The organism is Novosphingobium beihaiense (assembly GCF_022832375.1).
In the GTDB taxonomy this organism is placed as follows: Bacteria; Pseudomonadota; Alphaproteobacteria; order Sphingomonadales; family Sphingomonadaceae; genus Novosphingobium; species Novosphingobium beihaiensis.
Genome location: NZ_JALHLG010000007.1, coordinates 127,863 through 154,145 on the forward strand (window position 1 = coordinate 127,863; position 26,283 = coordinate 154,145).

Here is a 26,283-nt window from a genome sequence, read left to right on the forward strand (position 1 = left end):
CTCGGAAGAACAAATGGTGCCAGAAGAGGCATCGAGCCTTTTTGAATTGCGGCAGAAATCCGCCTATTTCCGAAAAGCGGAATTTTCGAAAGCCCCCCGAAAGGCCCCCAGCGGCCACCAAGGGAGAAGCTGTTGTCGAAGAGAGGTACTTCCCGAAGTCAGGTTTCGCCTGAGGGGTGATCGGGGCATTCTGGCGCCCCTACCCTGAACTTGGGCGGTTGGTCGCGAAACCCCTCAATTCATCATCTAGGAAGAGGTGAACCCACGGGTTGATGATAAGTGGCTGCGAAGACCTCGTCGGACAGCCAGCGGCGGAAGTCGCGGTTATCGCTGAACTGTTTGAATAGCTGCGTATCGTCCTTCATCAAGCCGATGATGACCGACATCAGAGCCTTGTCCAGTTCAATGCGGGCGTTTTGCTTGTCCGAGTTCTGCTGGGCATTGCGATAGGCTTCGTCCGCCGCGACGCGCTGTGGAATGTCTTCGGCGATCAGCTTGCGGATGCGGTCACCGTCTGCCCAGTCGATGTTGCCGAAAAGGTCATTGAACGACTGGAGGATGTTGGAGAGGCGGTCCAGCTCCGGTTCGGGCCTGTGTCCACCGCCCTCAAGGGGCACCGGGTCAATTTCATGATCTTCGTCGGCCAGTATCAGCCGCTCCACCGTTTGCTTCTCGACGCGATAGCTATCCATGTCGATGGCTTCGAGGATGCCCTTCGACAGATCCTCTTCACGCGGCGCCGGCAGTTTTGGGATCAGGAAATTTAGGAAGATCGATAGCTTTTCCCACTCCGGGCTGTTGAACGGGAGGATGGCAGACAAGAATGCGTATGTGCGGGCGAAAGCCTTGGCACTGCCTTTGAATGCCACTTGCCCGTCCTCATCGAGCGTATGCAAGTAGGCCGCCACGCAGCCGTCTAGGATGGGATCGAGTTTATCCCGGTCGGCACCGCCCAGATAGAGGCCGGCTAGTCTGTCGAGGTCCTCTTGGCCATAGACCTGACAGGCGTCGAGCGTTGCCTTGAGATCGTGCAGTTTGTTCGGATCTGTCTCCTCACTCAAGATGGTAGTGCGGTAGAACCTGTCGAACGACTTCTTGATGGTCTCGGTGTCGTTCATGAAATCGAGCACGAAGGTGTCGTGCTTTTTAGGGTGTGCCCGGTTGAGCCGCGACAGCGTCTGTACGGCTTTGATGTTGGACAGGGTCTTGTCGACATACATGGTATGCAGAAGCGGCTGATCATAGCCAGTCTGGAACTTGTCGGCGCAGATCAGGAAGCGGTAGGGATCGTTTTCGATGCGGTCGGCAATGTCCTTGGATGGAAAGCCGTTCAGACTCGCTTCGGTGACCTTGGTTCCGCCTAACTCATGCTCGCCGGAGAATGCAACAATCGCCCTGTAGGGACTTTTGCGTTCGAGAAGGTATGCGGAGATCGCCTGAAAATACTGGATTGCACGTTCGATGCCGGAGGTCACGACCATGGCACGGGCCTCGCCACCGATCTTGTTCAGAGCAACCACGTGGTCGTGGAAATGGTCCACCATGATTTCCGCCTTGAGCCGGATGGCATGGTCATGACTCTCCACAAACCGGCGCAGTTTTTTGTTCGCGCGCTTCGCGTCGAACTCGGGATCGGCTTCGACAGTCTTGACGAGGCGGTAGTAGCTGTTGACCGGCGTGTAGCTCTTGAGGACGTCGAGGATGAAGTTTTCCTGGATCGCCTGCTTCATGGTGTAGCTGTAGTGAGCGCGATGCTTGATCTGATCGCCCTCGGTGTAGGGCTTGCCGAAAATTTCCAGTGTCTTGTTTTTTGGTGTGGCGGTGAAGGCGAAGTAGCTGGCGTTGGGCAGCATCTTCCGGCCTTCGATGATGGTGTTAATCCGATCCTCGACGATCTCGTCATCGTCTTCATCGATACCGGTCAATGCGGCATTGAGGGCGGCTGATGCCTTACCCCCCTGGCTCGAATGCGCCTCGTCGATCACGATAGCGAACCGGCGTTCTTTGTGATCGCTGCCGATGTCCTGAAGGATGAACGGGAACTTCTGAACCGTGGTGATGATGATCTTCTTACCGGCCGCAATGAATGCTTTCAGGTCACCGCTGCGCTCTGCATGGCCAACAGTGGCCCCAACCTGTGCGAAATGCCTGATGGTGTCCTTGATCTGCTGATCGAGAATGCGGCGGTCCGTTACGACGATTACCGAGTCGAAGACCGGCTGGCTCTGAACTTCCAGCCCCACGAGCTGATGCGCCAGCCATGCAATGGAGTTCGACTTGCCTGAACCGGCGGAATGCTGGATCAGCACGCGCTGTCCGGTCCCATGGGCGCGGGCGCTGGCCAGGATTTGGCGTACCACGTCGAGTTGGTGGAAGCGCGGGAAAATCTGTTCCTTTTTGACCTTGCCGGTCTTGAGATCGCGCTTCTCGATGATTTGCGTGAAGTTCTCAATGATATTGGCAAGGCTGGTCGGGGCGAGGATCTCCTTCCAGAGATAGTCGGTCTTCAGTCCATCGGGGTTGGGCGGATTACCCGCGCCGTCGTTCCAGCCTTTATTGAAGGGCAGGAACCAAGATGCCTTGCCCTTCAGGTGGGTGCAGAACATCACCTCAGCGTCATCGACGGCGAAGTGAACCATGCACCGTCCGAACTCGAATAGCCGTTCACGCGGGTCGCGGTCGCGGCGGTATTGTTCGACGGCGTCGGCGACGGTCTGCTTGGTCAGGCTGTTCTTCAGCTCGAACGTGGCGATGGGCAGCCCGTTGATGAACAGCGCCAGGTCAAGCGCGTGCGCGGTATCATCGACACTGTAGCGGAGTTGGCGAGTGACGGTGAAGCGGTTAAGTCGGAAGCGGGCCTGAGCGGCCGTGTTGCCTGGGGTCGGGGTCGCATAGAACAGCGTGACCTCATGGGGGCCATGCTTCACGCCCTTGCGCAGCACGTCGATAATGCCGCGCTTCGTGATCTCGCCCTGCAAACGGCCCAGGAACTTCTGGCGGACAGGGGTGTCTTCCTCAAGACTCAGCGCAGAGACGAGTGCAGGCTGGGTGGAGCGGATGAACTCCGTGAACTGTGTCAGGTCCAGCGTCCAAGCCCGGTCGTAATCCTTGGGGTCGCCGATCTGCCAATTCCGCAAGGCTGCCAACATGGCACCACTGTCGCGCACGGCGTTGGGAGAGGACTGCGTGCCCCGGGTATCCGCCATGTCCGCAACGATGAGGGCTTCCAAACCGCCTTCGGTCGTGTCGGACTTCATGCTGCTGCGAGCCAGCCCTTGGTCTTGAGCGTGTTGAAGGCGATCGCGACCTGCCGGGCGGTGAATGCCTTCTTGCGATCGTTCCACAGGTGGATGCGGGAGAGCGCCTCCTCTGGCGTGGCCGCGCCTTCGCGGGTCGCGACCCAGTGGACTGTCGCCAGCAGTTCCAAGCCATAGGGCGTTTCGAAGCCATCGACCAGATCCGCGACGCGGTTGAAATGCTCGTGCGTCTGCGGCTCGTTCGCCAGCGCGCCCTCTGCATCCGCGATCACGCCGGGAACGATGGTCAGTTCCTTGTTGGGCTGATCGCCGCCATCCTGATAGCCGGCGACGAAGTGCCCCTCGATCCGGTGCAGCACATGGGACAGGTTGGTCGCGTAGGGGCCATAGTGGTGCTTCACGTAGTTGAGCCGGAGGTTCTGTCCGGCTTCCTGCATGAAATACATCAGCTTCTGCACTTCGATCAGCGTGACGAACGGGTCCATCAGCCCTTGCAGGTAGCGGTGCATCAACGCGACAAGCGAGGCGCGGCCCACAGTCATCTGCGGCACCGAAGATGCGCGGATGGTGTCAGGCGCGCCGTTCGGCTCGAACACGATCACGTGAAGGTCGGGAATGTCGCGCAGCACCGCCTTGATCCGGGGGAGCACATCGCTCCAGCTCAGCCCGCCAAGACCGGCGCCGAGCGGGGGGATGGCAATCGACTTGATGCCACGCTCGCGCACCTCGTGGGCAAGCGCGCGCAGGCCGCTGTCGATGTCTTCCATCCGGCTCTTGCCCTTCCAGTGGCGCTTGGTCGGGAAGTTGATGATGTAGCGCGGCGTGAACTTGCCTGTTTCGAACACGAACATACGCCCCGGCTGGACCAGATCCGCGTCGCAGGCAGCCTTGTATGCCTTGAAATTCGCGGGGTAGGCGTTCTTGAACTGCAGGGCAATGCCTCGGCCCATCACGCCGACGCAGTTCACCGTGTTGACGATTGCATCCGCATCCGCCTTCAGGATGTCTCCGGTTCTGAGTTCGATCTGTGCCATGGTTACCCCGCTCTCAGTAGTACCATTTCCGGCAGATTTGAATAGCGGGCCGGTGCTCCGCCTTGGCGATGGCAAGTGCCGCCCGCTTACCAGTGGCCTCGTTGATCACCCCGATCCGTTCGACCAGATGCCAGGGAAACCGCCTTTCGATCAGGAACTCGGCTTGCTTCTGTTCCTTCGTGGGGCTGCCGGCCCACTGGTTGGTGCGTACCGAACTCCAGTTGATTTCATCCAGCTGGGCAAGGTCGCAGCGATCCTCGAAATAGTAGGAACCGGCATTGGACAAGGTGAACGCCCAGCGCCGGCACTTCGCGTTTGCCCATGCGACCACAGCATCGAGGTCTGCCACCAGGTGGACGATCGGAACCTGGCCGCCTTGGTATGAAAGCTCAGCACTGCGCCTGTGGATCAGGTAGAGCATCACGGAACGCGGGCAGAAATAGAAGGGCACGCATTCGCCCACGAACAGGTCGGGGTGGCTGGTGAGCGTCAGCTCGTTCATCCGGCGCACCTTGATCTTGTTCATCCCGATCACCGTGCCCGCGGCGGGCTTCTGCGCCAGCATCGCATCGGAATACAGGAACCCGTCCGCCGTAATCGACGCCAGCTTGTCCACGTGGACGATGTGGTAGATTTTGGGGTTGGCGAGTGGCGGCATGGGTCAGGCGGCTTCTTCCTCGTCGATGAAGTCTTCGGCATCATCGTCCAGTTCGCCACCGTCGGTCAAATCGTCTGCGATCTCGGCCTCAGCGACTTCGGGCAGGCTCGCCGCCACGTCGCGCACGTCGAGTTGGCCGGTGACGACATCGGCGATGAGGCGGATGCGAAACTCTTGGATGAACTTGATCTCAGATTGCACCTTGCGGATGGCGGCATCGAACTCGGCAGTGTGATCGCGGACATGAGCGCAGATCGCGCTCTGCTCTGCTTCCGGTGGCACGCCAATGACCCAGTTCGCGACAAAATCGGGCGAGACACGTTGCTGACCCGCCGATCCTGTCATGGCTTCGGTGCCGCGAAGCCGAAAAGCCGGATCGACGGTGAGCAGATACGCATAATCTGCCAACAAGCCCGGCATCGGACGGAGAACTATGAACTCGGTCGATCCGTAGCCGATAGCAGTCGGCATGTCGCTAAGGAGCGCGCCTTTGCCGTTCTCGAAGCAGGGAGTGATTTTCGCGAGTATCACGTCGCCTTGCTGGAACGGTGTGTATCCGGTCGAAACGTCAGCGGTTGGCCTCTGGTTCGAGTAATCGACTTGCCCTGTAGTGCCGACATTTTCCATCGGCAGGAACGTCACATGAATGTCCGCGCTAGGTGCCGATGTTCGGGGGTTTACTTGGCAAGCAAACTTGAGCCGCTTCACCTCCCAATGCTCCGGCACGTCTCCTAGCCAATCCACGCCGGAGGGCTTGAGCTTCGCGGCCGGATCGAGGCCGCGCGTGACGGCGCGGTGGATAATGGACTGCTTCTGCTCGTTCAGCAGCGCGATCAGCCGTCGTTTGGCACGGATCAGTTTCGCCGTCATCGCGCTATGCCAATCGAGAAAGCGGACGATCAGCCGTTGTTCGTCGAGCGGGGGCTGAATAAAGGGGATGTTCAAAAAGTCGGGCGGATAAAGGCGGAGCCGCGATGTGGTAATCCCGCGCGACGACCGCAGATATTCGCCCCGATAGGTCTCGGTGCGCAGCAGGTAATCGAGGTATAGAGGGTCAAACATCGCAGCGCGCTGGCGGTAAACGCCGTAGGCCGGGCTAACGATGCCGACATGCTTGCTGGTCCCAAGTGCGGCCATCCATGCCCACAGGGTGTTCACCACGATGTCGCCGGGCTGGCAGGTTTTGTGCCCCTCGTAGCTTTCGGCCATGAACATGGTAACATTCTTCTGGCTGCGCGGCGTCACACCAGTTTTGTGCGAAACCGATAGCAGCTCCTCATCGCCATTCACCGAACGCTCATCGACTTCGCGGAAACTCGTCTTGGCGCGGTGCAGTTCCCAATGTCGCGGCAGTGCGGGCAACCAATCGGCTGTTCGCACTGCGACTTCCGGGTAAGGCTGCAAGCCCTCAATCATGTCCCGGCACCGATGATCTGCGGCAAGAGACCATCGGTCTCCTGCTCCAGTGCCAAAATGTCAGCCCGGATCTGCTCCAGCGTGCGCAGGGGCTGCGGCTTGTAGAACACGCGCGTGAAGCTGATCTCATAGCCGATCTGGGGCTTTTCGGCGTCGATCCAGGCGTCGGGGGCATAGGGCAGCACTTCGCGGGCGACGAACGCCTCGATCCCGCCCGGCTCCAACAGCGGTACGTTCTCCGTGTCGCGCAGGGCTGTGTCCGGTTCGTATTCGACGACCACCTGCTTGCCGCCAATCACAGCGGGATAGAGGCCATGTGCGGGGTCGGGGTCGGCCTTGCCCGGCTTGTACACCCGCTTGATGACTTCCGCTGCGTTGGCATCCCGTTCGCCAAGGCTGCCACGCAACAGCTTCTCCCGCTTTGCTGTCATCTTGACGCCCGCCTTGCTGGCGAGCGGTGCGAGGGCTTCGAGGAAGGCGTTGAAGTCCATGTGCGGGCCTGCGCCCAGAACGTCTGCCGCATGGTCTGCAAGATTGGCGAGCGGACCTTCCTTTTCCTCAGCGCACGTCGCCCGGAATGCGCGAAGGCGGTCTTCGGTAAGATCGATCCTGACGCGCAAGGGGCGCTCGACCGTGACCTTCCAGTAGCCGAACTCTTCCTTGTCGAAGATGCGCGACTGTTCGTTCGGTTCGAACTTCATGAATGTGCGCACGATGCGGTCGATGTCATCCGGCGTCAGTTCGCAGTTCTTCTTGCCCAGGTTCTTGCGGAGCGGGGAGAACCAGCCGGTCGCGTCGATCAGCTGGACCTTGTCTTTGCGATGTTCGGGCTTGCGGTTGGTCAGGACCCAGACATAAGTGGCGATGCCGGTGTTGAAGAACATGTTGAGCGGCAAGGCGACGATCGCCTCCAGCCAGTCGTTCTCGATGATCCAGCGCCGGGTGTTGCTCTCGCCACTTCCGGCGTCTCCGGTGAACAGCGACGATCCGTTGTGGACGCTGGCAATGCGGCTGCCCAGCGCGGTCTTGTGCTTCATCTTGGAGACGAGGTTGGCCAGGAACAGCATCTGGCCGTCACTGGACCGGGTGAGCAAGCTGTATTCGTCATCGCCGCCATGGCTGATGATGAAGCGCGGGTCCCTGATCCCGCTCTTGCCGCCCATGCGCTCCAGGTCGCTCTTGTAGCTTTTGCCGTAGGGCGGGTTCGACAGCATGAAGTCGAACTCTTGCGTCGGGAAGGCATCGTTGCTGAGCGTCGACCATTCCGGCCCGCCCCTGATGTGGTCGGCCTCTTCGCCTTCGCCCTTCAGGATCAGGTCGGCCTTGGCGATGGCGTAAGTCTCGGGGTTGATCTCCTGCCCGAAAAGGTGCGTGGACACTTTCTTGCCGTGTTCCCGGGCGATGCGTTCCAGCGTTTCCTCGGCGACGGTCAACATTCCGCCCGTTCCGCACGCGCCGTCGTATAGCAGATAGGTGCCCGATGCGATCTGGTCCGCCACGGGGCGGAAGATCAGCTCCGCCATAAGTTTCACGGCATCGCGCGGCGTCCAGTGTTCGCCGGCTTCCTCGTTGTTCGCCTCGTTGAACTTGCGAACCAGTGCCTCGAAAATCGTGCCCATGCCGTGGTTGTCGAGCGCGGGCAGCTTGACCGACCCGTCGCCGTGCAGAACGGGATTGGGGCCAAGGTTGAGCTGCGGGTCAAGAAACTTCTCGATCAGGCCGCCCAGAACGTCGGCGCGAGACAACTTGGGGATTTGGTTGCGGAACTCGAAGTTCTCCAGGATCTCCTGCACATTGGGGCTGAACCCATCGAGGTATGCCTCGAAGTCGTCCTTGAGCTGCGCCTGGCTGGCGCGATTGCGAAGGTCTCGCAGGGTGAATGGTGACGTGTTGTAGAAGGCTTGTCCGGCGGCCTGGCGCAGCGCCGCGTCCTGCTCGATCACCCCGGCAGCATCGAGCTGTTCCTTCATGGCCCGGACATTGTCCTTGACCGGTTCCAGCACGGTATCGAGCCGCCTCAGGACTGTCATGGGCAGGATCACATCGCGGTATTTGCCCCGGACATAAAGATCGCGCAGCACATCGTCGGCAATCCCCCAAATGAAGTTCGTAATCCAATCGAGGTTGCCGTTGCTCATGGCTTGCAAGATGCTCCGTTGGTGCTTCGGCCAGTTGGCCCTGCTCTGTATCGATAGCCAATAGCCGAGGCTGGGAAAATTGGGAGAGGTACCCGTCAGTCCTCGGCGAAGAAATCCTCGTCCACGCGCTTGACGGTCACGCTGCGGCTGACCCTGACGCCGACGCCATATTCCGTCATCAGGTCTGTCAGCCGTTCGCCGTCGATCAGGATGATGCGCTGCGGGATGTGCCGGACGAAGTCAGCAGCCGGTGCGCTGAAACTTGATGTGGTGACAAAGACACCCTTGGTTGCCCCAAGACCGACCAGGCTGCCGACGAAGCCCTGGATCTCGGGCCGCCCAACGCTGACATGAGCAGCATATCGCTTTGCCTGGACGTAGATGCGGTCCAACCCCAACCGATCCTCGTCGATAACGCCATCCACACCTCCGTCGCCGCTCTTGCCGAGGTTGCGCGCGGCGCGTTCGTGGCTGCCGCCGTAGCCCATGGCGACGAGCAGATCGACGATCAGCCGTTCGAAAAAGGCGGGGCTTTGCGCAAGAATGCGGTCCAGCAGCTCGGCCTTGAGTGCCTCGTGTATCGCGGCTTGGGCTGCATCGATCTGTTCTTCCGGGGTTGCGTCTGACGACACTGACGCCTTTGCTGGCAGCTCCTCCTCGACAGAGGCGCTGCCCATACCGCCATAAAAGACCCTGAAACTCTCGTAGGACTTGAGAAGTTCAACGTCGATCGAGGCAGGATCTCGTGCCAGCAGTGCGTGACCTGCCTGGCTGGCGACAAACCGGCCGCGGCTGGGGCTGTCGATCAGGCCGGCCTTGCTCATGTAAAACTTGGCCCAGTGGATGCGGTTGTGCAGTATGCGCTGGCGCCCGCTCGGTAGCAGCACTTCACGTTCCTCCTCGCTTAGCGCCAGTTCGTCAGCGATCCGGGTTGCAGCGTCCGGCACGCGCGTTTCGCCCTTCGCGGCCAGCCGCAATACGGGCAGCATCAGCGCCTGATAGTCCGGTATCGACAATTCCTGTCCCCCTTCTGACAGTTCGCCTGCATCTCCTAGCGCGTGCTGATGCTCATGTCGCGTTGCGGTTTGTCTACGCAAATCAGGGCCCTCGTTCGCGCTCAACGGTTTGATCCTACCGCAGAAGGTCGTGAAGGCGCGTGATCCAAAGTCAGGCTAAACCCCGGAATTTTCAAAAATTTCATCTCGGGATTTTCACCCCTAGCGTCGGTGCGGGGGCATTGCCGGCAATTATAGCGTGGTACCCTTCGTTGGCGGGGGCCGCTTGTGGGGCGCTGTCCGATCCATGAACATGGCCTGCCCTTGCAATTCAATTTCAGGTGGACAGACGCGCCCTCAGAGGCGTTTGCTCACAGTCGCCACCCTCTCCCCGCTAGTGCAACATCATGTCATGGCATCGTGTGTAGTTGCTGCCCGGGCATTCCTCGTCGAGGGACTGGTGCCTGCTGGAGGCATCGACAACGCTCGCAGCAAAAGATGGTCTGACCGCCTGCATGCTATAAGGCTTTTTAAGTAACGCGCGCGCATGCGTGTACATAGACTTGGATGGCGGTGCAAACCATAAATCTCCGCTAAGCCATGATGCACCCTAATTTTCTAAGTATTTTGGCGTTTATCATGGATTAACGTCATTTCGTTTCGTGACGACTTGGATGTGTCGGGTTATCTGTCCCTCAGCGCGCTACTCCATGAAATAAAGATAAGGATTTTACACTTGAAAACTGATATATTTGCACATTACGCCCCCGAGTACTGGCAGGCGCTACTTCCCGTGATGCCCCTGCGTGAGAACTCGAAGCGCCCGTTTCTGACCGAGTGGCAGAAGTACTGTTCGCAGATGCCCTCCGATGATGAACGTGCGCAGTGGCTGCGCAACTACGCCACCTGCAACATCGGCCTGCCGCTCGGCCCGCAGTCCGGGCTGTGCATGCTGGACATCGACACAGATGACGAGGCCGTGATCGACACCATTAAGGCCCTTCTGCCTGCCACCCCCTGGGAGCGGCGCGGCAAAAAGGGCATGGCGTTGGCGTTCCGCTGGGACGGTGAGGCCAACTTCAAGATTAAAGGTACGGCCGGCTCGATGCTCGTGGAGCTGCTCGGGAACGGCAACCAGGTTGTGGTGCCGCCCTCGATGCACCCCGATACGGGCCAGCCCTACGCTGCGACGTGCAACCTGTGGGAGGTGATGGACCAGATCCCGGCACTGCCCGAGGGGTTCGAGGCAAAACTGCGCACCGAACTAGCTGCTGCGGGGCTGACCGCGACGACCAACGACGCAACCGGCTCGAAGCAGGCGGCGCGTCTGGGTGTCAAAATCAACGTGACAGCGGAGCCGGGGATCGAACGATTTCTGGGTCTCGCTCTACAGTATGCCTGTGACGAAATGGCAGGAGCGACCGAAGGAAGTCGCAACACAACGCTTTTCTCGCAGTCGGCCTATATTGCGCGCCACGTTGCGGCGGCTGGTGTGGACTGGACGCCTTTTGCGGACGCGCTGGCTGACGTGGCGATTAAGAAGGGTCTGACTGAGGCGGAGACACGATCGACGGTGGCAAGCGGTTGGAAAACTGGATCACCAGAGCCGACAGAGTGGATCCCGAAAGCGGCCGAGTACGTCTATCTGGCCGCACAAGACCGCTTCTATCACCCCCCGTCCGGCGTTCACCTGACGCAAAGTGGGTTTAGCGGTATGCACGGCAAAGTTCACGGTGGTCGGGACACTTTCGCGTCGTTTGTTCTCGATGGCGGGTTTGTCCGGAAGGTTCAGGACATCACATATGACCCGAGAGGTCCTGCCGGCATTGTGATGCGCGACAACAGTGACACATACAACACGTACCGCTCGTCAGAGATTTCGTCAGTCGCTGGCGATCCGAGCCCGTTCCTCAAGTTCATGGAGTTTCTGATCCCGGCCCAAGTCGAACGTGACCATCTTCTTAAGGTGATTGCGCACACCGTTCGGAACCCTGGCGATCGGGTACGCCACGCAACCATCTTGCGCACCCGTAATCAGGGAGTGGGCAAGTCGATGCTAACCAGCATCTGGAAGGGCCTCGTTGGAGAAAGCAACTTTCGACAGACATCTTCTCGTGAAATGCAAGGCAACTTTGAGGGATGGATCAAGGAAAATACAGTCCTGTATTGCCCTGAATTGAATATCGGAACCGGCTTGTCCACATACAATGAACTTAAGGAACTCATCACCGCTGATGATCTGGTAGTGAACGAAAAGCACCTCAAGCCACGGCGCTGGAATATTTACTCTACCATGATCTTTACGACGAACCTCGCTGTGCCGATGTTGATCGAAGCCGATGATCGTCGCATCTTCATGATCGACAGCCCGGCTCAGCCCCGTCCCGATGGTTATTACCGTGAGTTCGCCTCGTGGTGGCAAGAGAACCTGGGGGTGATCCGGCACTTCCTCGACAACGTCGATCTGTCCGACTTCAATTCCCATGCCCCGGCCCCGATGACCGATGCCAAGCGCCAGCTGATCCGGCGCAGCGCCAACCCGCTGGTGCAGGATCTGGCCCACATCATCGCGGAGCGGAAAGGGCTGCTTTGCCGAGACATCGTGACGATTGAGGAGGTTGTGTACGAACTGAACGGTGGCCGGGTGTCCGAGCGCACTATTGCTAATGCACTGAAGCAGCTGGGCGGGATCTCGCTTGGCCAGCAGCGGACGGCTAAGGGGCGGAAATCGCTGTGGGTGATCCGGAACCAAGGGCTGTGGCTGAAGTTTACGTCAGCTGCTCGCGCTCAAGAATTTGAGAACGCGGGAGGAGTGTTCGCAGGCGAATTGCCCGACGCCAAGGGAATGGATTTTGAGGTGGCTCTCCTGTCCGATCTCGCCGGTGTCGATCTGGAAGCGTTCCACGCCTCTCTTGGCAGTACCACGTTGGTGCTGCTCTAAGGGGTTCGCATTTGTCTGTCTGTCTAGGGTGCCTCAAAGTTTGAAGTGAAATCTCTCCAGCGCAGTATCTGCTTTCTCTTCTTCTCTCTTTTTCTGCCATAAATATAAAAACATCCTAGACAGTCAGACAGAGGGCGGTTGCTGCCGCCCTCAACACTGTTTCGGAATAATTGCTATTGGTCCTGGCTCTAGAACAGGACTTGAAAATAAAGTGGACTCAACCACTTGCGCGGCGACTCGCCGACTCCTAATTCCAAAAACGGCCCGACCAGAGGCGGCAACCTCCAGCCGGGCCTGACCATCAACCGTCTTATGAGGAGACGACTCAATGGCTGACCAGCCGACTACCAGTCCGCCCACCATTTGGGCCAGCACCATCGCCAACATCGACGACCTTCATCAACAGCTTGATGGCGCAGCGGACAACATCCGGGCGCTGGAAGAGCGCCTGATCGCATCCGAGGAGTACCTCCTCGACCTGCAGGCACCAGACCTTGCGGGCGTGATCCGCAAGCTTGAACTGCTCTGGGAAGAGCAGTTGCACGGGCAGGACCGGGTTTCGGACCAGAAGGCACTGATCCTCGACGACCTGCGCCGTCTCGACGACCTGCGCCGTCTCGACGACCTGCGCCGTCTCGCAGCCGCCTGAACATTCAACATTGCCACCGCTGGAACATCGGCCAGCGCCGCATTGGCGTCGCTGCGCCTGAACACGACTGTATGAAGGACGCGAACATGAAGCTGCCCACCTACCTTGCCCACGAACTCCTCCGACGCCTCGAGTGTGACGCTCCGGCCAAGGAAACCCACGATCTGCTCAGCGCGATCGGGATCAATACCGATGAACCCGGGCCTGCTCCTGACTTCGAAGCGATGGAGGAACGCTACGATGGAGCCTGCCAGACCGGCTCGTTCATCCTCGATGGGACGCTCGACTTTCTGGGCTACCGCGCGCCTTTGCACTTCCGCATCAGCTACGCGGGACCGATCGACGATGACGAACCGCTCGACATGCTGCGCGGGCCGGCCATGCAGGTCGATCTGCTCAACTGGTCGGATGGAGAGCCGACGTGGGTTCAGGTCGACACCTCGATCCTGAGCGAGAGCATGGTCGAGGACATCTGGTCGGCCATCTCCCTCCACGCGAGCCAGGCACAAAATCTTTAACTTTCTGATCGTTAAGTCAGGATTGACCCCTTCAAGATGCTTGGCGACGACCGATTACGCCCATAGATGGGCAGCTCCTAAAAACTTAAAGGAGAACGAAGTTGAACGTCGCCAAGCTCTACACCATCAAACAGTGCTGCGAGTTGCTCAGCATCGGTCGCACCAAGATGTACGACATGATGAACGCGGATGAGATCCGCTACGTAACGATCGGAACCGCCCGGCGCATCCCTCACAGCGAACTCATGCGGTTCCAGGAAAGCCGGCCCTGAAGTCCCCGCAGCCCCTTCACTCTCGATCTCAATTCTAATTCTGCTCTCCAAATCGTTGCTCTCGCTGCTCGCGGCGAGGTGGGTCGAGCCACTGCTCCGCCCCCCTCAGCCGCTCGCCTGCAGCCTTTCCGCCCAGAACACAGATAATGCTGGCAGGACAACGATGCCCCTCACCAACAATACCATCAAGAACGCGCGACCTCGCGCGAAGGACTGGAAGCTGGCCGACGAAAAAGGCCTTTACCTTCTCATTACGCCAAAGGGTTCAAAGCTGTGGCGGATGAAGTTCCGCCACCACGGGGTCGAGCGTAAGCTCAGTTTTGGCGCCTGGCCGGACATCACGCTCAGGCGGGCACGCGAACTGCGCGACGAGGCGCGTGCCGCAGTATCAGAGGGCCGAGACCCAGCCCGCGAACGCAAGGTTGCTAAGCGAGAGGGCAAGTATGAAGCCAGTCAGACCTTTGCCGCCATCGCTGACGAACTGATTGAAAAGGACCGTCAGGAAGGTCGTGCAGCCGTTACAATCAAAAAGAAGGAATGGCTGCTCGGGAAGCTGAAGGCGGCGTTCGGCAGCGCCCCCATCGCGGAGATCACCACCCCCGAGATGTTCGCCGTCCTTGATCGTATCCAGAAGACTGGACTGAGGGAAACCACGAAGCGGCTTCGGTCGGTAGCCGGGCAGGTCTTCAACTATGCGATCGCTACGGGCCGCGCTACGAACAACCCGACGCTGGCTCTGCAACGCGCTCTTCTAGCTCCCGATGTCACGCACATGGCAGCCATTATCGACGTCGACGACCTGCGCATTCTCCTGCGGAAGATGGACGAGTGCTCCGGCTACCCATCGACGCTTGCGGCGCTGCGGATCACGCCACACCTGTTCCAGCGCCCGGGCGAAATCAGGAAGATGAAATGGGCAAATCTCGATCTCGACCGCGCCCGCTGGTCTCCACCGATTGCAGACATGAAGAAGCGTCGTCCGCACGACGTCCCCCTTTCTCGACAGGCAATGGCCATCATCCGGGAAATGGAGCAGCACCGTAACGGCCCCTTTGTGTTTCCGGCCTTTCATACGGGCGCCAAGCCGATTTCCGAGAATACGGTCAACGGGGCGCTAAGGCGGCTAGGGTATGCTGGAGTCCAGTCCGCTCACGGCTTTCGGTCGACGGCAAGCTCCCTGCTGAACGAAAGAGGGAAGTGGGACCGCGACGTAATCGACCGTGCAATGTCCCGGCAGGTGGGCAATGCTACGAGTGCGATCTACAACCGCACTGCCTACTGGGACGAGCGGGTCGAGATGATGCAGTGGTGGAGTGACTGGCTCGATGAACTCAAGGCAGGAGAGACCTGATCGAAGGCCCCCATTCGAGGCTCCCAAAAGGCCCCCACGTGGTCGCGGTTGGGGGCCTCAATGGGCGAACAACAGCGAACGCCGGAAAGAAAAAAGCCCGGAGAAATCCGGGCTTTTTGGCTACTTACGGACACCTGCGAGCAGGTGAATGGTGCCCAGAAGAGGACTCGAACCTCCACGCCCTTACGAGCGCCGCCACCTGAAGACGGTGCGTCTACCAATTCCGCCATCTGGGCACGGGCGGGGCCGGATTGCGATCCCCGCTAGGTAGGAGCGCGCCTCTACGCAGGCCGGGCGGGGTTGTCAACTGGGGGTGATGCAAGATTTTTGTCTTTGCCGTTGTTGCCGCCGGATTGGCGCTGGGGTGCAAGGGGGGATGCCGTGTAACTGTGCGGTTGCTCCCTGTGCGCCCTTGTGGCAGGGGCGAAAATCATGTGCTGCGGTGCGGGATGGTTGTCGAGATCGCGCCGCTGAGCGAAGGACCGATCTGACCATGAGCCAACGCCCCTCCGATTCCCTTGCAGGCAAGATCATCACTGTCCTGGGCGGCAGTGGTTTCGTTGGCAGGCATCTGGCGCAGGAACTGCTGGCGCGCGGCGCGCGTCTGCGTATTGCCAGCCGCAATCCGCAGAAAGCCTATACGATCAGGCCGCTCGGCAATCTCGGGCAGGTTCAGTTCGCCCGTACCGATGTGACCAAGCCCGATTCGCTGGCGGCCGTGCTGGCCGGGTCGGACGCGGTGGTGAATCTGGCTGGCGCGTTTTCCGGTGATCTTGATGCCCTGCAGGGGCAGGGCGCCGGACGCATTGCCGCGGCTGCCAAGGCGGCTGGGGCAGACGCTTTCGTGCATGTCTCCGCGATTGGCGGTGATGCGCAGTCGGATGTCGCCTATGCCCGCACCAAGGCCGAAGGCGAGCAGGCGGTTCGCGCCGAGTTCCCGGACGCTACGATCGTGCGTCCCTCGCTGATCTTCGGGCCCGATGACAATTTCCTGATGATGTTCGGCGGTCTGATGACCCGGCTGCCGGTGCTGCCTGTCTTCGCGCCCGAGGCCAAGCTGCAGCCGGTCTTTGTCGACGATGTGGCCGAAGCGATCGCGAATGCGCTGGCAGATCCGGCGGCGCATGGCGGCAAGACCTATGAACTGGGCGGGCCCGAGGTCCTCACCATGCTCGAACTGAATGAGCGCATTGCCGCTGCCGAGGGGCGTTCGCGCAGCTTCGCGGTGCTGCCGGACGGTGTGTCGAGCCTGATCGCTGCGCTCACCGGCTGGCTGCCGGGCGCGCCGATCACCAGCGATCAGTTCAAGCTGCTCAAGGCAGGCAGCGTTGCCAGCGGCACGGCGCCCGGCTTGGCCGAGCTTGGCGTGCAGCCGCGCCCGCTGGGGCTGTTCCTGGACCGCTGGATGACGCAGTTCCGCAAGCACGGCCGCTTCGGGGCCAAGAGCGCGGCCTGACGGCATCCCTGCCGGTCCGTTCCGGCAGGGGGCGGGTTTCCGGTTATACGGTTACGCGTCCACTTCCGCGTAGTGGCTGGGCGGCTGGATCACTTCCATCCGCTCTGACAGCAGCGGGCGAAAGGAGGGGCGCGATTTCATCACCAGATACCAGCCGCGCGCCTGCTCGTGGCCCGACCAGTCAAGCCCGCCGAGATAGTCCGCGACCGAAATCTGCGCGGCGGCGGCCAGATCGGCCAGAGTCATCGTAGGCCCGGCGATCCAGGGGCGGTTGTCGATCAGGTAGTCGATGTAATCGAGGTAGTCGTGTGCCAGCTTCATGGCCTCGCGCAGGGCGCGGGCATCGGGGGACTGGCGCAGGACGAGCCGCTTTTTCATGCGCTCCAGCAGCAGCGGGCCCGAGACGTCGCCATAGAAGTTCTCGTCGAACATCGCGATCAGCCGCCGGATTTCCGCGCGCTGCTGCGCCGTGCCGCTGATCAGCGGATTGCGGTCTACGGTTTCCTCGAAATATTCGCAAATCGCCTGACTGTCGGACAGGACGATATTGCGCTCGGTTTCCTTGACCACCGGGGTGCGCCCCGCCGGGTTCATTTCGAAGAGACGGTCTTCGCCTTCCCACGGACGCGTTGTCTGCAATTCGTAGGCAATGCCCTTTTCGGCCATCAGCAGCCGGACCTTGCGGCTATAGGGGCAAAGGGGGAATTGATAGATGTGCCACATGACATTTGCGATGCCAAAGCGCTGGCGGGGCGTCCACCCGGCGGTGTTCCGGGGTTCAAACGAAACGCGTGGATAAGTCGGCGAGACGTGCCTGGGCGCGGGCAGGGCGATTTATCGTTGGGGCGCGGCCTCCGGAAGGGCGGCGTGGTTGACCGCTGGGCGGGGGGCTTGCAATCTGCGGCTCCAAACTATCCCCCTAAGCGGAGAATCCATGTTCAGCCATATCTGCGTAGGCAGTAACGATCTTGCCCAGGCCAAGACCTTCTACGATGCCATGTTCGGTGTGCTCGGCGGCACACCGCTCATGAGCGATCCTGCCGCAGGCCGTATCGCCTATGCCAACAAGGGCGCGAATTTCATGATTTGCAGCCCGATCGACGGGGAGCCTGCCACGTTTGCCAATGGCGGCACCATCGGTTTCACTTGCGACAGCGCGGAGATGGTCGATGCCTGGCACAAGGCGGGCTGCGAAGCGGGCGGTGCGTCCTGTGAAGACCCGCCGGGCGTGCGCGATTTCGGGGGCAGAAAGCTCTATCTCGCCTATCTGCGCGATCCGGAAGGCAACAAGCTTTGCGCCTTGTATGCGATGGACTGATAACGCGGCGGGCTGAAAAGAACGGCAGAGGAGAGGAAAACATATGCTGCTCAAGTCCATCCGCTTGGGGTCGAACGACCTCGCGAAGTCGCGTGCTTTTTATGATGCCACGTTCGGGGTGCTGGACGTCGCGGAGTGCGCGACGCCGGAACAGTACCCTATCGTGATGTGGGACCTTGGAGGGATGAAGTTCCTCCTTGGCCCTGCGCGTGACGGCCAGCCTTGCACGTTTGCCAATGGCGGCACGATCATCTTCGAGGCTCCGAGCGAAGAGGCGGTGAAAGCCTGGCATGCAGCCGGGCTCGCCAACGGCGGTACCAGTGAAGGTAAGCCGGAAGCCAAGCCGCAGGCGCGCGGGGCTTTCGGGGCCTACCTGCGCGATCCCGACGGGAACAAGCTCGGGGTCTACTGCGGCTTGCAGATAGGGTGAGCGGCGGGCCGGGCGGTCTTATCCCCGTGACAGCAGGAACACTGCGTGCTCGGCGCGGAAGTTCGCGGCAGACGCGCTGCATCTGGAGCCGCCCGATAGAAACCATTGCCCATCCACCGTAATGGCGCGTTCGCTCAGCAATGCGCGGAAGTCGTTGATGGTGAGGTGGTGGATATTGGGCGTTTCGTACCACGGCACGGGCAGCAGCCGCGTTACCGGCATGCGCCCGTTCCACAGCAGCGACAGGCGCCCGCGCCAGTGGGCGAAGTTGGGGAAGCTGACGAAAGCCTTGGCGCCGATGCGCAGCAGTTCCTCCAGCACTTTGTCCGGGCGCATGGTCGTCTGCAGCGTTTGCGAGAGGATCGCGTAATCGACCGACTTGTCGGGATAGAACGCCAGATCCTTGTCCGCATCGCCCTGGATTACCGACAGCCCCTTGGCCACGCAGGCCGCAACATTCGCCGGATCGAGTTCCATGCCGCGCGCATCGCAGCCCTTTTCGTCGCGCAGGGCGGCCATCAGCGCGCCGTCGCCGCAGCCGACATCGAGCAGGCTGGCGCCGGGCGTGACGCTGTCGGCGATCACGGCAAGATCGGGACGCAGCCGGGCTTTCATGGCGCGCTGGCCAGCATGGAGGCTAACTGCGGGGTGAGCCGCTCCATATAGCGTTCCGGCCGGGCCAGCGGCGTGAAGCCGAGCGCGGCATAGACGCCGTGGGCATCGGCCGTGGCGAGGCCGAAGCGGCGGATGTTCGCGTAGTCAGGCTGGTCGAGGAACCACTGGACCATGCGGCGGCCGAGCCCTTGCCCGCGCATGCTCTCTTCCACCCAGACATCGGCGAGCCAGGCGAAACTGGCGCGATCGGAGATGACGCGGGCGAAGCCGACCTGCCCCTGCTCCGGGTGATAGGCGCCGAGGCAATGCGATCCGGCGATCTGGCGCTCCACCTGTTCGCGGGTCACGCCCGGCGTCCAGTAACTGGATGCGAGCCAGCCGTGGATGCGGGGCACATCGATCCGGGCCGGATCGTCACTCAATTCGATCATCACAGAAATCCTTCGACCACGCGGTCGAGCGCGGGAACGTCGAGCAGGAAGGAATCGTGCCCGAACGGGGCGGAGAGTTCGACGAAACTCACCGGCAGCCCCGCTGCGTTGAGCGCATGCACCACATTGCGCGATTCCGCCGTGGGATAGAGCCAGTCGGTATCGAAGCTGACGAGGCAGAAGCGCGCTTTCGATCGGGCAAAGGCATTGGCCAGCCGCCCGCCGTGCTCCTCGGCCAGATCGAAATAGTCCATGGCACGGGTGATGTAGAGGTAGGAATTGGCATCGAAGCGCCCGGTGAACGAGAGGCCCTGATAGCGCAGGTAGCTTTCGATCTGGAAATCGGCGTCGAACCCGAAGGTCTTTGCCTCGCGGTCCTGCAACCGGCGGCCGAACTTGGTGGTGAGGCCTTCTTCCGAAAGGTACGTGATATGCGCGGCCATGCGGGCGACGGCGAGGCCTTTCTCCGGACCTTTGCCGCCAGTTTCGCCAACGGCATAATAGTCGCCTTCGTGCCAGTCCGGATCGGCCATGATCGCCTGCCGCCCCACTTCGTGAAAGGCGATGTTCTGCGCCGAGTGGCGCGCGGTCGAGGCGATGACCAGCGCGGCGGCGGTGCGTTCGGGGAAATCGGCGGCGAGCGAGAGTGCCTGCATCCCGCCCATCGATCCGCCGACGACGGCATGCAGCCGCGCGATTCCCAGCGCATCGAGCAGGGCCACATGCCCGCGCACCATGTCGCGGATGGTGATCACCGGGAAGCGCATGCCCCAGGGCTTGCCGTCCGGCGCCGGGCTGGCCGGGCCGGTGGAGCCCATGCACGAGCCGATCACATTGGCGCAGATCACGTGGAACCTGTCCGTGTCGATCGGCTTGCCGGGGCCGACCATGCGCACCCACCAGCCGGGCTTGCCGGTGCGCGGGTGGTTGGAGACGACATGGTGATCGCCGGTCAGCGCGTGGCAGATCAGTACCGCGTTGTCCTTCGCCGCGTTCAGCGTGCCGTGCGTTTCATAGGCGATGCGCACGCCGGACAGGCTCTGCCCGCCGTCGAGCGGCAGCGGATCGGCCAGTTCGAGCACCTGGCTCTCGTCTAGGATCGGGGCTTCTGACATTGCGGTTTCGTGAAGTGGGGAAGGGGCTCTCGCGTGTCAATTGATAGTCGGAAACGGCATTCGCCATTTCCGTGCGGCACCGGCCCGCTCCCTCGCCCGACTTCCCACGGAAGTATAGTTGATGGGAGGTCGGGCGGGGGAGCGGGCCGGTGCCGCAAGCTCGGCACGGATGGGCTGAGCGCACCCGTCAAAGACTCCTGTTATTCGCGGCTTTGGTAGGTTAAAGGCCCGCCCGTCATGAGCGAAACCGAAACCCGCAGCAAAGCCCCCCAAAGTCAGCCAGTGCCCAAGCCCTGGATCGAGGCGATCCATGCCTATGTGCCCGGCAAGTCGGCGGGCAAGGACGGGCGCCCGCTGATCAAGCTTTCGGCCAACGAGAACCCGCTGGGCACCAGCGAACGGGCGCTGGCGGCCAGGGCCAAGGCCCCCTCGCTCTATCCGGACCCGGACAGCAAGGATCTGCGCGCGCGCCTTGGCGCGCTGCACGGCATCGATCCGGCACGCATCGTCATGGGCACGGGCTCGGACGAACTGCTCAATCTGGCCGCGCAGGGCTATGCCGGACCGGGCGACGAAGTGATCTACGTGCGCTACGGCTTTTCGGTCTACGATATCGCCGCGCGCAGGTGCGGGGCAGAGCCAGTGGTGGCGCCCGATGCGGATTACGGCACCGATGTGGAAGCGCTGCTGGCGCTGGTGACGGCGCGCACGCGCGTGGTCTTCGTGGCCAATCCCAACAATCCCACCGGATCGTTCCTGCCCAGCGGCGAGATCGCGCGCCTCCACGCCGCGCTGCCGGCCGACGTGCTGCTGGTGATCGATCAGGCTTACGGCGAATATGTCGCGCCGGAGGATGACGACGGCGCGCTGGCGCTGGCCGCCGCGCATGAGAATGTGCTGGTGACGCGCACGTTCTCCAAGATCTTCGGCCTGGCCGGAGAGCGCATCGGCTGGGCCACCGGCGCGCCGGGGATCGTGGCCACGCTCAACCGCATTCGCGGGCCGTTCAATGTCTCCAACACGGGGCAGGCCATGGCCGGCGCCGCGCTGGACGACATGGCCTTCGTGGAGCGCAGCCGCGTCCACAACCGGGACGAACGCGCCCGCTTCGTGGAGAAGATCGCCGCGCTCAGCAATCACGGCCTGCGCCCGCTGCCCAGTCAGGCGAACTTCGTGCTGGTGCTGTTCGAAGGCAGGCTGACCGCCGAAACCGCGTTCGAGGGACTGGCCGAGCGCGGCTATATCGTGCGCTGGCTGCCCAATCAGGGCCTGCCGCACGGTCTGCGCATCACTATCGGTCATGCGCATGACATGGATGCCATTGCAGGGGCCTTGCGCGAAATGGCGGAGGCCGCGCAGTGAGTTTCGAACGGGTTGCGATTATCGGGCTGGGTTTGCAGGGCGGCTCGATCGGCCTTGCTGTGCAGGAATTCCTGCCGGGCGTCGTCACCACAGGCTATGACATTTCGCCCGAATACCGTGCGCGTGCCGCCGAACGCGGGCTGGTGCACACTGTCTGCGATACCGCCGTGGAGGCCGTGCAGGGCGCCGATCTGGTGATCTTCTGCGTGCCGCCGGGCGCCATGGGCGAAGCCGCCGCGCCGCTGCGCGAGGCGATCCCGGCCCATGCGCTCGTCAGCGATGTCGGCTCCAGCAAGCAGGCGATCGCCAAGGCGCTGGGCGAGGCGCTGCCCGATCATCTGGTGATCCCGGCACACCCGGTGGCGGGCACGGAAAATTCAGGGCCGGACGCGGGCTTCGCGCACTTGTTCCGCAACCGCTGGTGCATCGTCACCCCGCCCGAACAGACCGACCTGCTCAAGCTTTCCGCGCTGGTGGAATTCTGGGAAACGCTGGGCGCCAATGTCGAGATCATGAGCGCTCAGCACCACGATCTGGTGCTGGCGGTGACGAGCCACCTGCCGCACCTTATCGCCTATACCATCGTCGGCACCGCTTCCGACCTGGAGGACGTGACGCAGAGCGAAGTCATCAAGTATTCGGCGGGCGGCTTCCGCGACTTCACCCGCATCGCCGCCAGCGACCCGACGATGTGGCGCGACGTGTTCCTGTCCAACAAGGACGCGGTGCTCACCATGCTCCAGCGCTTCACCGAAGACCTGACCGCTTTGCAGCGCGCGATCCGGGTGGGCGATGGGGACATGCTGTTCGACCACTTCGCCCGCACCCGCGCCATCCGCCGCTCGATCATCGAGGAAGGCCAGGACGATTCGCGTCCCGACTTCGGCCGCGGCGATCACGACGGTGGTGCCGGCGGGGATTGAGAGGGCCTGTCCGGCACTTGCGGGGGAATTTTGAACTTCGCCCACATGCGCTGCGGGGTTCGATATGGACGGTTCAAAGAGCAGGGCAGGCAGATGCCGCGCGCAGTGTGGCAGGGCGGGCTGAAATAGGAAAATGTTCCGGGTGAAGCCGCCCGCAGGCGCTGCGAAGAGGCCGTCCGGATGATAGAAGGCCATTTCCTGAACGGTTTGGACGCCTGATGCCGGTTCGCGGCCTTGGGCGGAGGACCGGGCTGAAGAGCGAGGGGCCGCATGCGGATTTCGATCGATACACGCCTCGACTATACCCTGCCGGGGCCGGTCGATGTCCTGCTGCAGATCGAAGCGGCGATGATCCCGGAACAGAACGTGCTGCACGCGCATATCGATTTGCCCCGCTCGCGGCATTTCGCCCGGGTGCCGGGCCAGTCCGGCATCGGCGATCGTATCTGGCTGCGGATCGCCGAGCCGCTGAGCGTGCGCTATCAGGCCACGGTAGAGGTCAACCGGCTGATTGCCGATGTCAGCGGGCTGGCCGCCACGCCGCCGCACATGCTGCCGGGCGAGACCGTCGATTACCTGATGGCCTCCCGCTATTGCCTGGCCGATACGTTTCAGGACTTCGTGGAAAGCGAATTCGCCGGAACCGCAGGCGGCGCGCGCATCGCGGCGATCCGCGACTGGATCGCCCATACGCTGCGCTACGAACCCGGTTCGAGCGATGCCATGACGACCGCCATCGATACCTTTCACAGCCACCGGGGCGTATGCCGCGACTATGCGCACCTGATGATCGCGCTGGCCCGGGCCAGCACCGTTCCCGCCCGCTTCGCCAGCGTCTACGGCCTCGGGGTCGAGCCGCAGGACTTTCACGCGGTGGCCGAAGTCTTCCTTGACGGGGCATGGCACATGGTGGACGCGACCGGCATGGCCGACCCGGAGAGCATCGCCAAGATCGGCGTCGGCCGCGATGCCGCCGATGCCGCGTTCCTCACCAGCTTCGGCAAAGTGGAATTGCAGGAACAGGCCGTGGAGGTCCGCAAGGCTTAGCGGCAGTGCGGCAGGCCAAGCGATGTAGGAAATTTTTAAAATTGCCAACGCGGCTGATATTCACGGCGACGTCTGCTTCGCGCCCATTACGGTCGTTCGGTTAGGCTGATCTGGTGCCGATATCGGTCGAACTCAGTGGAAGGGCAGCTTTTCAACATTTTAACCGGTAAGCGGCCTTTCCGAAGGCGCGGACATTGCGGACGTCTGGCTATTGGCTATGTCAGTGCCCGGAGGAGCGCGATGCAGATTAAGATTGAAAGTCATGAACTTGATTTTTTTGACTGCATGGAAATTTGCCAAGGTGGGCCGGAAGCATGTTCGTTGTCCATCAACGGCGAACTGGTCGAGGGGCGCAAGTTCGATCCCTCACCACTCGCTTTCGAAGACAAGATACTGGTGCCTATGCGAAAAATTGGATTTCTTAAATCTGGCTACGTCTTGGTCCAGATCAATCCAATTTCCCTTGTTATCGAGCCGATTTCAAAGATTCATGATTACATGAGGCTATCTCGGATAGACGGTCGTTCCGTCGAATTTGCGACAACAGCGTGGGGGTCAGAGACGGCGCATCTTGCCATTCCGTGAAGTCCGCTTCCCCCGACTTTTCTGACGTTGAATGACTCGGCCCGCGTTGCCGAAACCCGCCCTTCGTTGTCGAACTTGGGCGGGTGAAGGGACGGCAAGTTTCCGTACCCTCAAGAGTGCGCCTGGACGGGGGAAAGTCGGGGTGAGCGGACGTTGTGCGGGGCGTGAGGCCTATTCTCTGAACCAATCAAGGGTCGCTCTCGCGTCGATCTCTGCCGCCTCTGGACTGTCGTATAGGCCCGACACATGTGAGCACATCCAATAGGTCTCGGGGCCTAAATCAGGTATATCCTCGATTGCTTCGCGGCTTTCTTCGAAAGAATAGAAACCATCACCGTGGTCGAATATTTCCACCAGTCGTTTGCCATCTCGGCTATTCACGCTTTTCCAAATGGCTTTCATGCGACGGAGCATGCCCAAAGCCTTATAAAGTCACAAGCCTTCGAATGGCGGCTAAGTCGGCGCGTCCGGTAAGTCCGCTTTTCAGAGGAAAATTCCAACAACCGCCATTCCGCAACCGGCCCATCGTAGCCGCCGCCGTCAACCGTTCAGCGCGTTGATCGCCTCCAGCACTCGCGCTTCCAACTCCTCGCGCGCGAGGCCCGGTTCTATGCGCTGGCCCACGCGCACGGTGATCGTGCCGGGCTTCTTCCAGCGGCGGTGATAGAGCGGTCCGCTGTTCACGGCCACCGGCACCACCGGCAGGTTCAGCAGCTTGTACAGCCCGGCAAAGCCCGATTGCAGCCGCCGCCGCTCGCCGTGGGGCACGCGGGTGCCTTCGGGGAAGATCACCAGCGGCCGTCCCTGCGTGGCGAAGGCGCGGCCGCTGGCGACCATCTTGCGCAGGGTTCTGGCGCCCCCTTCGCGTTCGATGGCAACCACGCCATAGCGCATTGCCGCCTTGCCCCAGCCGGGGATGCGGATGAGTTCCATCTTGGGCAGGGGCACGGGGCGGTCCATCTGCGCGGGCAGATCGATCGCCTCGAAAAAACTCTCGTGCTTGACCGCGACGAGCACGCCCTCGTTGGGCAGATCGCCCTCGATCACCACCCGGATTCCCAGCAGCAAGCGGGCGCAGAGCCGGTGATAGTGCGACCACATGCAGACAATCCGGCGCAGCGCGGCGTCGCTGAATGTCATGGCCAGCGATGCCGCGAGGACAAACCCAACCGTGCCGCTGTAGAACGCGGCGTAGAAGGCCAGGCTGCGGAGGATGTCTGCAGGCGTCGAGCGCATCAGCGTCCCATCAGGTTGAGCGCGGCGCGGGCCAGCAGCTTGTGGTATTCGAGGAGCAGCGCGCTGAAGCTTGGCTGAGAGGGCACGGCATCGCGCTCCACACGGACACCGGCGGGCATTTCCCGGCCGAGTTCGAGCATGGCCCGGCGCATGTGCCAGTCCGCCGTCACCAGCCGCACCGAGCGGGCGCGGTGCTGCTTGACCCATTGCGCGGCTTCCAGCGCGTTCGAGTGGGTGTCGTAGGCCTGATAGCCCAGCGTGATGCAGCAGGCCATGAGCCGGGAGGGCACGTTGAACTCGGCGGCGAATTCCTTCGGCTTCACTTCGCTGGCGACGCCCGAGACAAGCAGGCGCGGAGCGCTGCCTTCCTTGAGCACGTCGAGCGCGTGCTCGATACGGCCCTGGCTGCCGGTCAGCACGATGACGGCATCGGTGTGCACGCTGCCGGGCAGCGGCCCGGGCAGCGCGACGGCGAACCAGAGGAACCCGAAAAGCCAGATCAGCATGGCAAAGGCGAAGAGGCGGCGGAACATTGC

Annotated in this window: 25 protein-coding genes and 1 tRNA gene; 12 read left to right on the forward strand and 14 right to left on the reverse strand. The window is 61.6% G+C overall.

What is annotated here, in order from left to right; genetic code table 11:
- Window positions 1-242: 242 nt before the first annotated feature.
- The 6 genes from MTR66_RS07530 to MTR66_RS07555 all read right to left on the reverse strand — a co-directional run bounded on the left by MTR66_RS07530 (window position 243) and on the right by MTR66_RS07555 (window position 9,519).
- Complete coding sequence (locus MTR66_RS07530; RefSeq protein ID WP_243919335.1) at window positions 243-3,257, reverse strand: type I restriction endonuclease subunit R; 3,015 nt, start codon at window positions 3,255-3,257, stop codon at window positions 243-245.
- The gene (gene darG / locus MTR66_RS07535; RefSeq protein ID WP_243919337.1) at window positions 3,254-4,291 is read right to left on the reverse strand and encodes a type II toxin-antitoxin system antitoxin DNA ADP-ribosyl glycohydrolase DarG; all 1,038 of its coding nucleotides are present in this window, start codon (window positions 4,289-4,291) and stop codon (window positions 3,254-3,256) included. Before darG ends, MTR66_RS07530 begins: the two co-directional genes overlap by 4 nt.
- Window positions 4,292-4,304: 13 nt before the next feature.
- A complete protein-coding gene (gene darT, locus MTR66_RS07540; RefSeq protein ID WP_243919339.1) occupies window positions 4,305-4,949 on the reverse strand; it encodes a type II toxin-antitoxin system toxin DNA ADP-ribosyl transferase DarT in 645 nt (214 codons plus the stop codon).
- 3 nt (window positions 4,950-4,952) lie between these two features.
- Window positions 4,953-6,365, reverse strand: a complete 1,413-nt coding sequence (locus MTR66_RS07545) for a restriction endonuclease subunit S (protein WP_243919341.1) — start codon at window positions 6,363-6,365, stop codon at window positions 4,953-4,955.
- The gene (locus tag MTR66_RS07550) at window positions 6,362-8,503 is read right to left on the reverse strand and encodes a type I restriction-modification system subunit M (protein ID WP_243919343.1); all 2,142 of its coding nucleotides are present in this window, start codon (window positions 8,501-8,503) and stop codon (window positions 6,362-6,364) included. The genes MTR66_RS07545 and MTR66_RS07550 overlap by 4 nt, the downstream gene beginning before the upstream one ends.
- Window positions 8,504-8,598: 95 nt before the next feature.
- On the reverse strand, window positions 8,599-9,519 hold the full coding sequence (locus tag MTR66_RS07555) for a restriction endonuclease (RefSeq protein WP_243919345.1): 921 nt from the start codon (window positions 9,517-9,519) through the stop codon (window positions 8,599-8,601).
- Window positions 9,520-10,234: 715 nt separating this feature from the next.
- Here MTR66_RS07555 and MTR66_RS07560 point away from each other — a divergent pair.
- From MTR66_RS07560 to MTR66_RS07580, 5 genes are all read left to right on the forward strand, one after another.
- Window positions 10,235-12,439 (forward strand): bifunctional DNA primase/polymerase, encoded by a 2,205-nt coding sequence (locus MTR66_RS07560; RefSeq protein WP_243919347.1) that lies wholly within the window; start codon window positions 10,235-10,237, stop codon window positions 12,437-12,439.
- Window positions 12,440-12,767: 328 nt separating this feature from the next.
- The gene (locus tag MTR66_RS07565; protein ID WP_243919348.1) at window positions 12,768-13,088 is read left to right on the forward strand and encodes a hypothetical protein; all 321 of its coding nucleotides are present in this window, start codon (window positions 12,768-12,770) and stop codon (window positions 13,086-13,088) included.
- Between the two features lie 86 nt (window positions 13,089-13,174).
- On the forward strand, window positions 13,175-13,606 hold the full coding sequence (locus MTR66_RS07570) for a hypothetical protein (protein WP_243919350.1): 432 nt from the start codon (window positions 13,175-13,177) through the stop codon (window positions 13,604-13,606).
- A gap of 101 nt (window positions 13,607-13,707) precedes the next feature.
- On the forward strand, window positions 13,708-13,878 hold the full coding sequence (locus MTR66_RS07575) for a helix-turn-helix domain-containing protein (RefSeq protein WP_243919355.1): 171 nt from the start codon (window positions 13,708-13,710) through the stop codon (window positions 13,876-13,878).
- Window positions 13,879-14,041: 163 nt separating this feature from the next.
- A complete protein-coding gene (locus tag MTR66_RS07580; protein WP_243919356.1) occupies window positions 14,042-15,229 on the forward strand; it encodes a tyrosine-type recombinase/integrase in 1,188 nt (395 codons plus the stop codon).
- A gap of 149 nt (window positions 15,230-15,378) precedes the next feature.
- Here the strand turns inward: MTR66_RS07580 and MTR66_RS07585 are convergent.
- Window positions 15,379-15,465 (reverse strand) — tRNA-Leu (locus MTR66_RS07585).
- 257 nt (window positions 15,466-15,722) lie between these two features.
- Between MTR66_RS07585 and MTR66_RS07590 the strand changes: the two genes are divergently transcribed.
- On the forward strand, window positions 15,723-16,685 hold the full coding sequence (locus MTR66_RS07590) for a complex I NDUFA9 subunit family protein (RefSeq protein WP_243919357.1): 963 nt from the start codon (window positions 15,723-15,725) through the stop codon (window positions 16,683-16,685).
- 51 nt (window positions 16,686-16,736) lie between these two features.
- On the opposite strand, the gene MTR66_RS07595 is transcribed toward MTR66_RS07590, so the two are convergent.
- Window positions 16,737-17,408, reverse strand: coding sequence for a glutathione S-transferase family protein (locus MTR66_RS07595; protein WP_243919360.1), 672 nt, complete (start codon window positions 17,406-17,408; stop codon window positions 16,737-16,739).
- 211 nt (window positions 17,409-17,619) lie between these two features.
- On the opposite strand from MTR66_RS07595, the gene MTR66_RS07600 reads away from it, so the two are divergent.
- Window positions 17,620-18,003 (forward strand): VOC family protein, encoded by a 384-nt coding sequence (locus MTR66_RS07600; RefSeq protein ID WP_243919362.1) that lies wholly within the window; start codon window positions 17,620-17,622, stop codon window positions 18,001-18,003.
- 43 nt (window positions 18,004-18,046) lie between these two features.
- On the forward strand, window positions 18,047-18,433 hold the full coding sequence (locus MTR66_RS07605; RefSeq protein ID WP_243919364.1) for a VOC family protein: 387 nt from the start codon (window positions 18,047-18,049) through the stop codon (window positions 18,431-18,433).
- Window positions 18,434-18,451: 18 nt separating this feature from the next.
- Here MTR66_RS07605 and metW read toward each other — a convergent pair whose 3' ends face one another.
- From metW to metX, 3 genes are read right to left on the reverse strand one after another with little or no spacing between them, the layout of a single operon-like run.
- Complete coding sequence (gene metW, locus MTR66_RS07610; RefSeq protein WP_243919365.1) at window positions 18,452-19,048, reverse strand: methionine biosynthesis protein MetW; 597 nt, start codon at window positions 19,046-19,048, stop codon at window positions 18,452-18,454.
- A complete protein-coding gene (locus MTR66_RS07615; protein ID WP_243919366.1) occupies window positions 19,045-19,479 on the reverse strand; it encodes a GNAT family N-acetyltransferase in 435 nt (144 codons plus the stop codon). Before MTR66_RS07615 ends, metW begins: the two co-directional genes overlap by 4 nt.
- A complete protein-coding gene (gene metX / locus MTR66_RS07620; protein WP_243919369.1) occupies window positions 19,479-20,594 on the reverse strand; it encodes a homoserine O-acetyltransferase MetX in 1,116 nt (371 codons plus the stop codon). The genes MTR66_RS07615 and metX overlap by 1 nt, the downstream gene beginning before the upstream one ends.
- A gap of 237 nt (window positions 20,595-20,831) precedes the next feature.
- Here metX and hisC point away from each other — a divergent pair, with 237 nt between their 5' ends.
- From hisC to MTR66_RS07640, 4 genes are all read left to right on the forward strand, one after another.
- A complete protein-coding gene (hisC, locus tag MTR66_RS07625; RefSeq protein ID WP_243919371.1) occupies window positions 20,832-21,956 on the forward strand; it encodes a histidinol-phosphate transaminase in 1,125 nt (374 codons plus the stop codon).
- Window positions 21,953-22,879 (forward strand): prephenate/arogenate dehydrogenase family protein, encoded by a 927-nt coding sequence (locus MTR66_RS07630; protein ID WP_243919373.1) that lies wholly within the window; start codon window positions 21,953-21,955, stop codon window positions 22,877-22,879. Before hisC ends, MTR66_RS07630 begins: the two co-directional genes overlap by 4 nt.
- A 270-nt stretch (window positions 22,880-23,149) precedes the next feature.
- A complete protein-coding gene (locus tag MTR66_RS07635) occupies window positions 23,150-23,926 on the forward strand; it encodes a transglutaminase-like domain-containing protein (RefSeq protein ID WP_243919381.1) in 777 nt (258 codons plus the stop codon).
- Between the two features lie 240 nt (window positions 23,927-24,166).
- Entirely contained in the window at window positions 24,167-24,511 is a 345-nt protein-coding gene (locus MTR66_RS07640) for a hypothetical protein (RefSeq protein ID WP_243919383.1), read from the forward strand.
- A gap of 171 nt (window positions 24,512-24,682) precedes the next feature.
- On the opposite strand, the gene MTR66_RS07645 is transcribed toward MTR66_RS07640, so the two are convergent.
- The 3 genes from MTR66_RS07645 to MTR66_RS07655 all read right to left on the reverse strand — a co-directional run bounded on the left by MTR66_RS07645 (window position 24,683) and on the right by MTR66_RS07655 (window position 26,280).
- Window positions 24,683-24,913: a hypothetical protein gene (locus tag MTR66_RS07645; protein ID WP_243919385.1), complete on the reverse strand. Its 231-nt coding sequence runs from the start codon at window positions 24,911-24,913 to the stop codon at window positions 24,683-24,685.
- Window positions 24,914-25,051: 138 nt separating this feature from the next.
- Window positions 25,052-25,747: a lysophospholipid acyltransferase family protein gene (locus tag MTR66_RS07650; protein ID WP_243919387.1), complete on the reverse strand. Its 696-nt coding sequence runs from the start codon at window positions 25,745-25,747 to the stop codon at window positions 25,052-25,054.
- Complete coding sequence (locus MTR66_RS07655; RefSeq protein WP_243919389.1) at window positions 25,747-26,280, reverse strand: YdcF family protein; 534 nt, start codon at window positions 26,278-26,280, stop codon at window positions 25,747-25,749. Before MTR66_RS07655 ends, MTR66_RS07650 begins: the two co-directional genes overlap by 1 nt.
- Between the last annotated feature and the right edge of the window lie 3 nt (window positions 26,281-26,283).

Excerpts from the sequence above, each read along its gene's own strand:
- MTR66_RS07530 (WP_243919335.1), bottom strand. The coding sequence starts at position 3,257 with ATGAAGTCCGACACGACCGAAGGCGGTTTGGAAGCCCTCATCGTTGCG.
- darG (WP_243919337.1), bottom strand. The coding sequence starts at position 4,291 with ATGGCACAGATCGAACTCAGAACCGGAGACATCCTGAAGGCGGATGCG.
- darT (WP_243919339.1), bottom strand. The coding sequence starts at position 4,949 with ATGCCGCCACTCGCCAACCCCAAAATCTACCACATCGTCCACGTGGAC.
- MTR66_RS07545 (WP_243919341.1), bottom strand. The coding sequence starts at position 6,365 with ATGATTGAGGGCTTGCAGCCTTACCCGGAAGTCGCAGTGCGAACAGCC.
- MTR66_RS07550 (WP_243919343.1), bottom strand. The coding sequence starts at position 8,503 with ATGAGCAACGGCAACCTCGATTGGATTACGAACTTCATTTGGGGGATT.
- MTR66_RS07565 (WP_243919348.1), top strand. The coding sequence starts at position 12,768 with ATGGCTGACCAGCCGACTACCAGTCCGCCCACCATTTGGGCCAGCACC.
- MTR66_RS07570 (WP_243919350.1), top strand. The coding sequence starts at position 13,175 with ATGAAGCTGCCCACCTACCTTGCCCACGAACTCCTCCGACGCCTCGAG.
- MTR66_RS07580 (WP_243919356.1), top strand. The coding sequence starts at position 14,042 with ATGCCCCTCACCAACAATACCATCAAGAACGCGCGACCTCGCGCGAAG.
- MTR66_RS07590 (WP_243919357.1), top strand. The coding sequence starts at position 15,723 with ATGAGCCAACGCCCCTCCGATTCCCTTGCAGGCAAGATCATCACTGTC.
- MTR66_RS07595 (WP_243919360.1), bottom strand. The coding sequence starts at position 17,408 with ATGTGGCACATCTATCAATTCCCCCTTTGCCCCTATAGCCGCAAGGTC.
- MTR66_RS07600 (WP_243919362.1), top strand. The coding sequence starts at position 17,620 with ATGTTCAGCCATATCTGCGTAGGCAGTAACGATCTTGCCCAGGCCAAG.
- MTR66_RS07605 (WP_243919364.1), top strand. The coding sequence starts at position 18,047 with ATGCTGCTCAAGTCCATCCGCTTGGGGTCGAACGACCTCGCGAAGTCG.
- metW (WP_243919365.1), bottom strand. The coding sequence starts at position 19,048 with ATGAAAGCCCGGCTGCGTCCCGATCTTGCCGTGATCGCCGACAGCGTC.
- MTR66_RS07615 (WP_243919366.1), bottom strand. The coding sequence starts at position 19,479 with ATGATCGAATTGAGTGACGATCCGGCCCGGATCGATGTGCCCCGCATC.
- metX (WP_243919369.1), bottom strand. The coding sequence starts at position 20,594 with ATGTCAGAAGCCCCGATCCTAGACGAGAGCCAGGTGCTCGAACTGGCC.
- hisC (WP_243919371.1), top strand. The coding sequence starts at position 20,832 with ATGAGCGAAACCGAAACCCGCAGCAAAGCCCCCCAAAGTCAGCCAGTG.
- MTR66_RS07635 (WP_243919381.1), top strand. The coding sequence starts at position 23,150 with ATGCGGATTTCGATCGATACACGCCTCGACTATACCCTGCCGGGGCCG.
- MTR66_RS07640 (WP_243919383.1), top strand. The coding sequence starts at position 24,167 with ATGCAGATTAAGATTGAAAGTCATGAACTTGATTTTTTTGACTGCATG.
- MTR66_RS07645 (WP_243919385.1), bottom strand. The coding sequence starts at position 24,913 with ATGAAAGCCATTTGGAAAAGCGTGAATAGCCGAGATGGCAAACGACTG.
- MTR66_RS07650 (WP_243919387.1), bottom strand. The coding sequence starts at position 25,747 with ATGCGCTCGACGCCTGCAGACATCCTCCGCAGCCTGGCCTTCTACGCC.
- MTR66_RS07655 (WP_243919389.1), bottom strand. The coding sequence starts at position 26,280 with ATGTTCCGCCGCCTCTTCGCCTTTGCCATGCTGATCTGGCTTTTCGGG.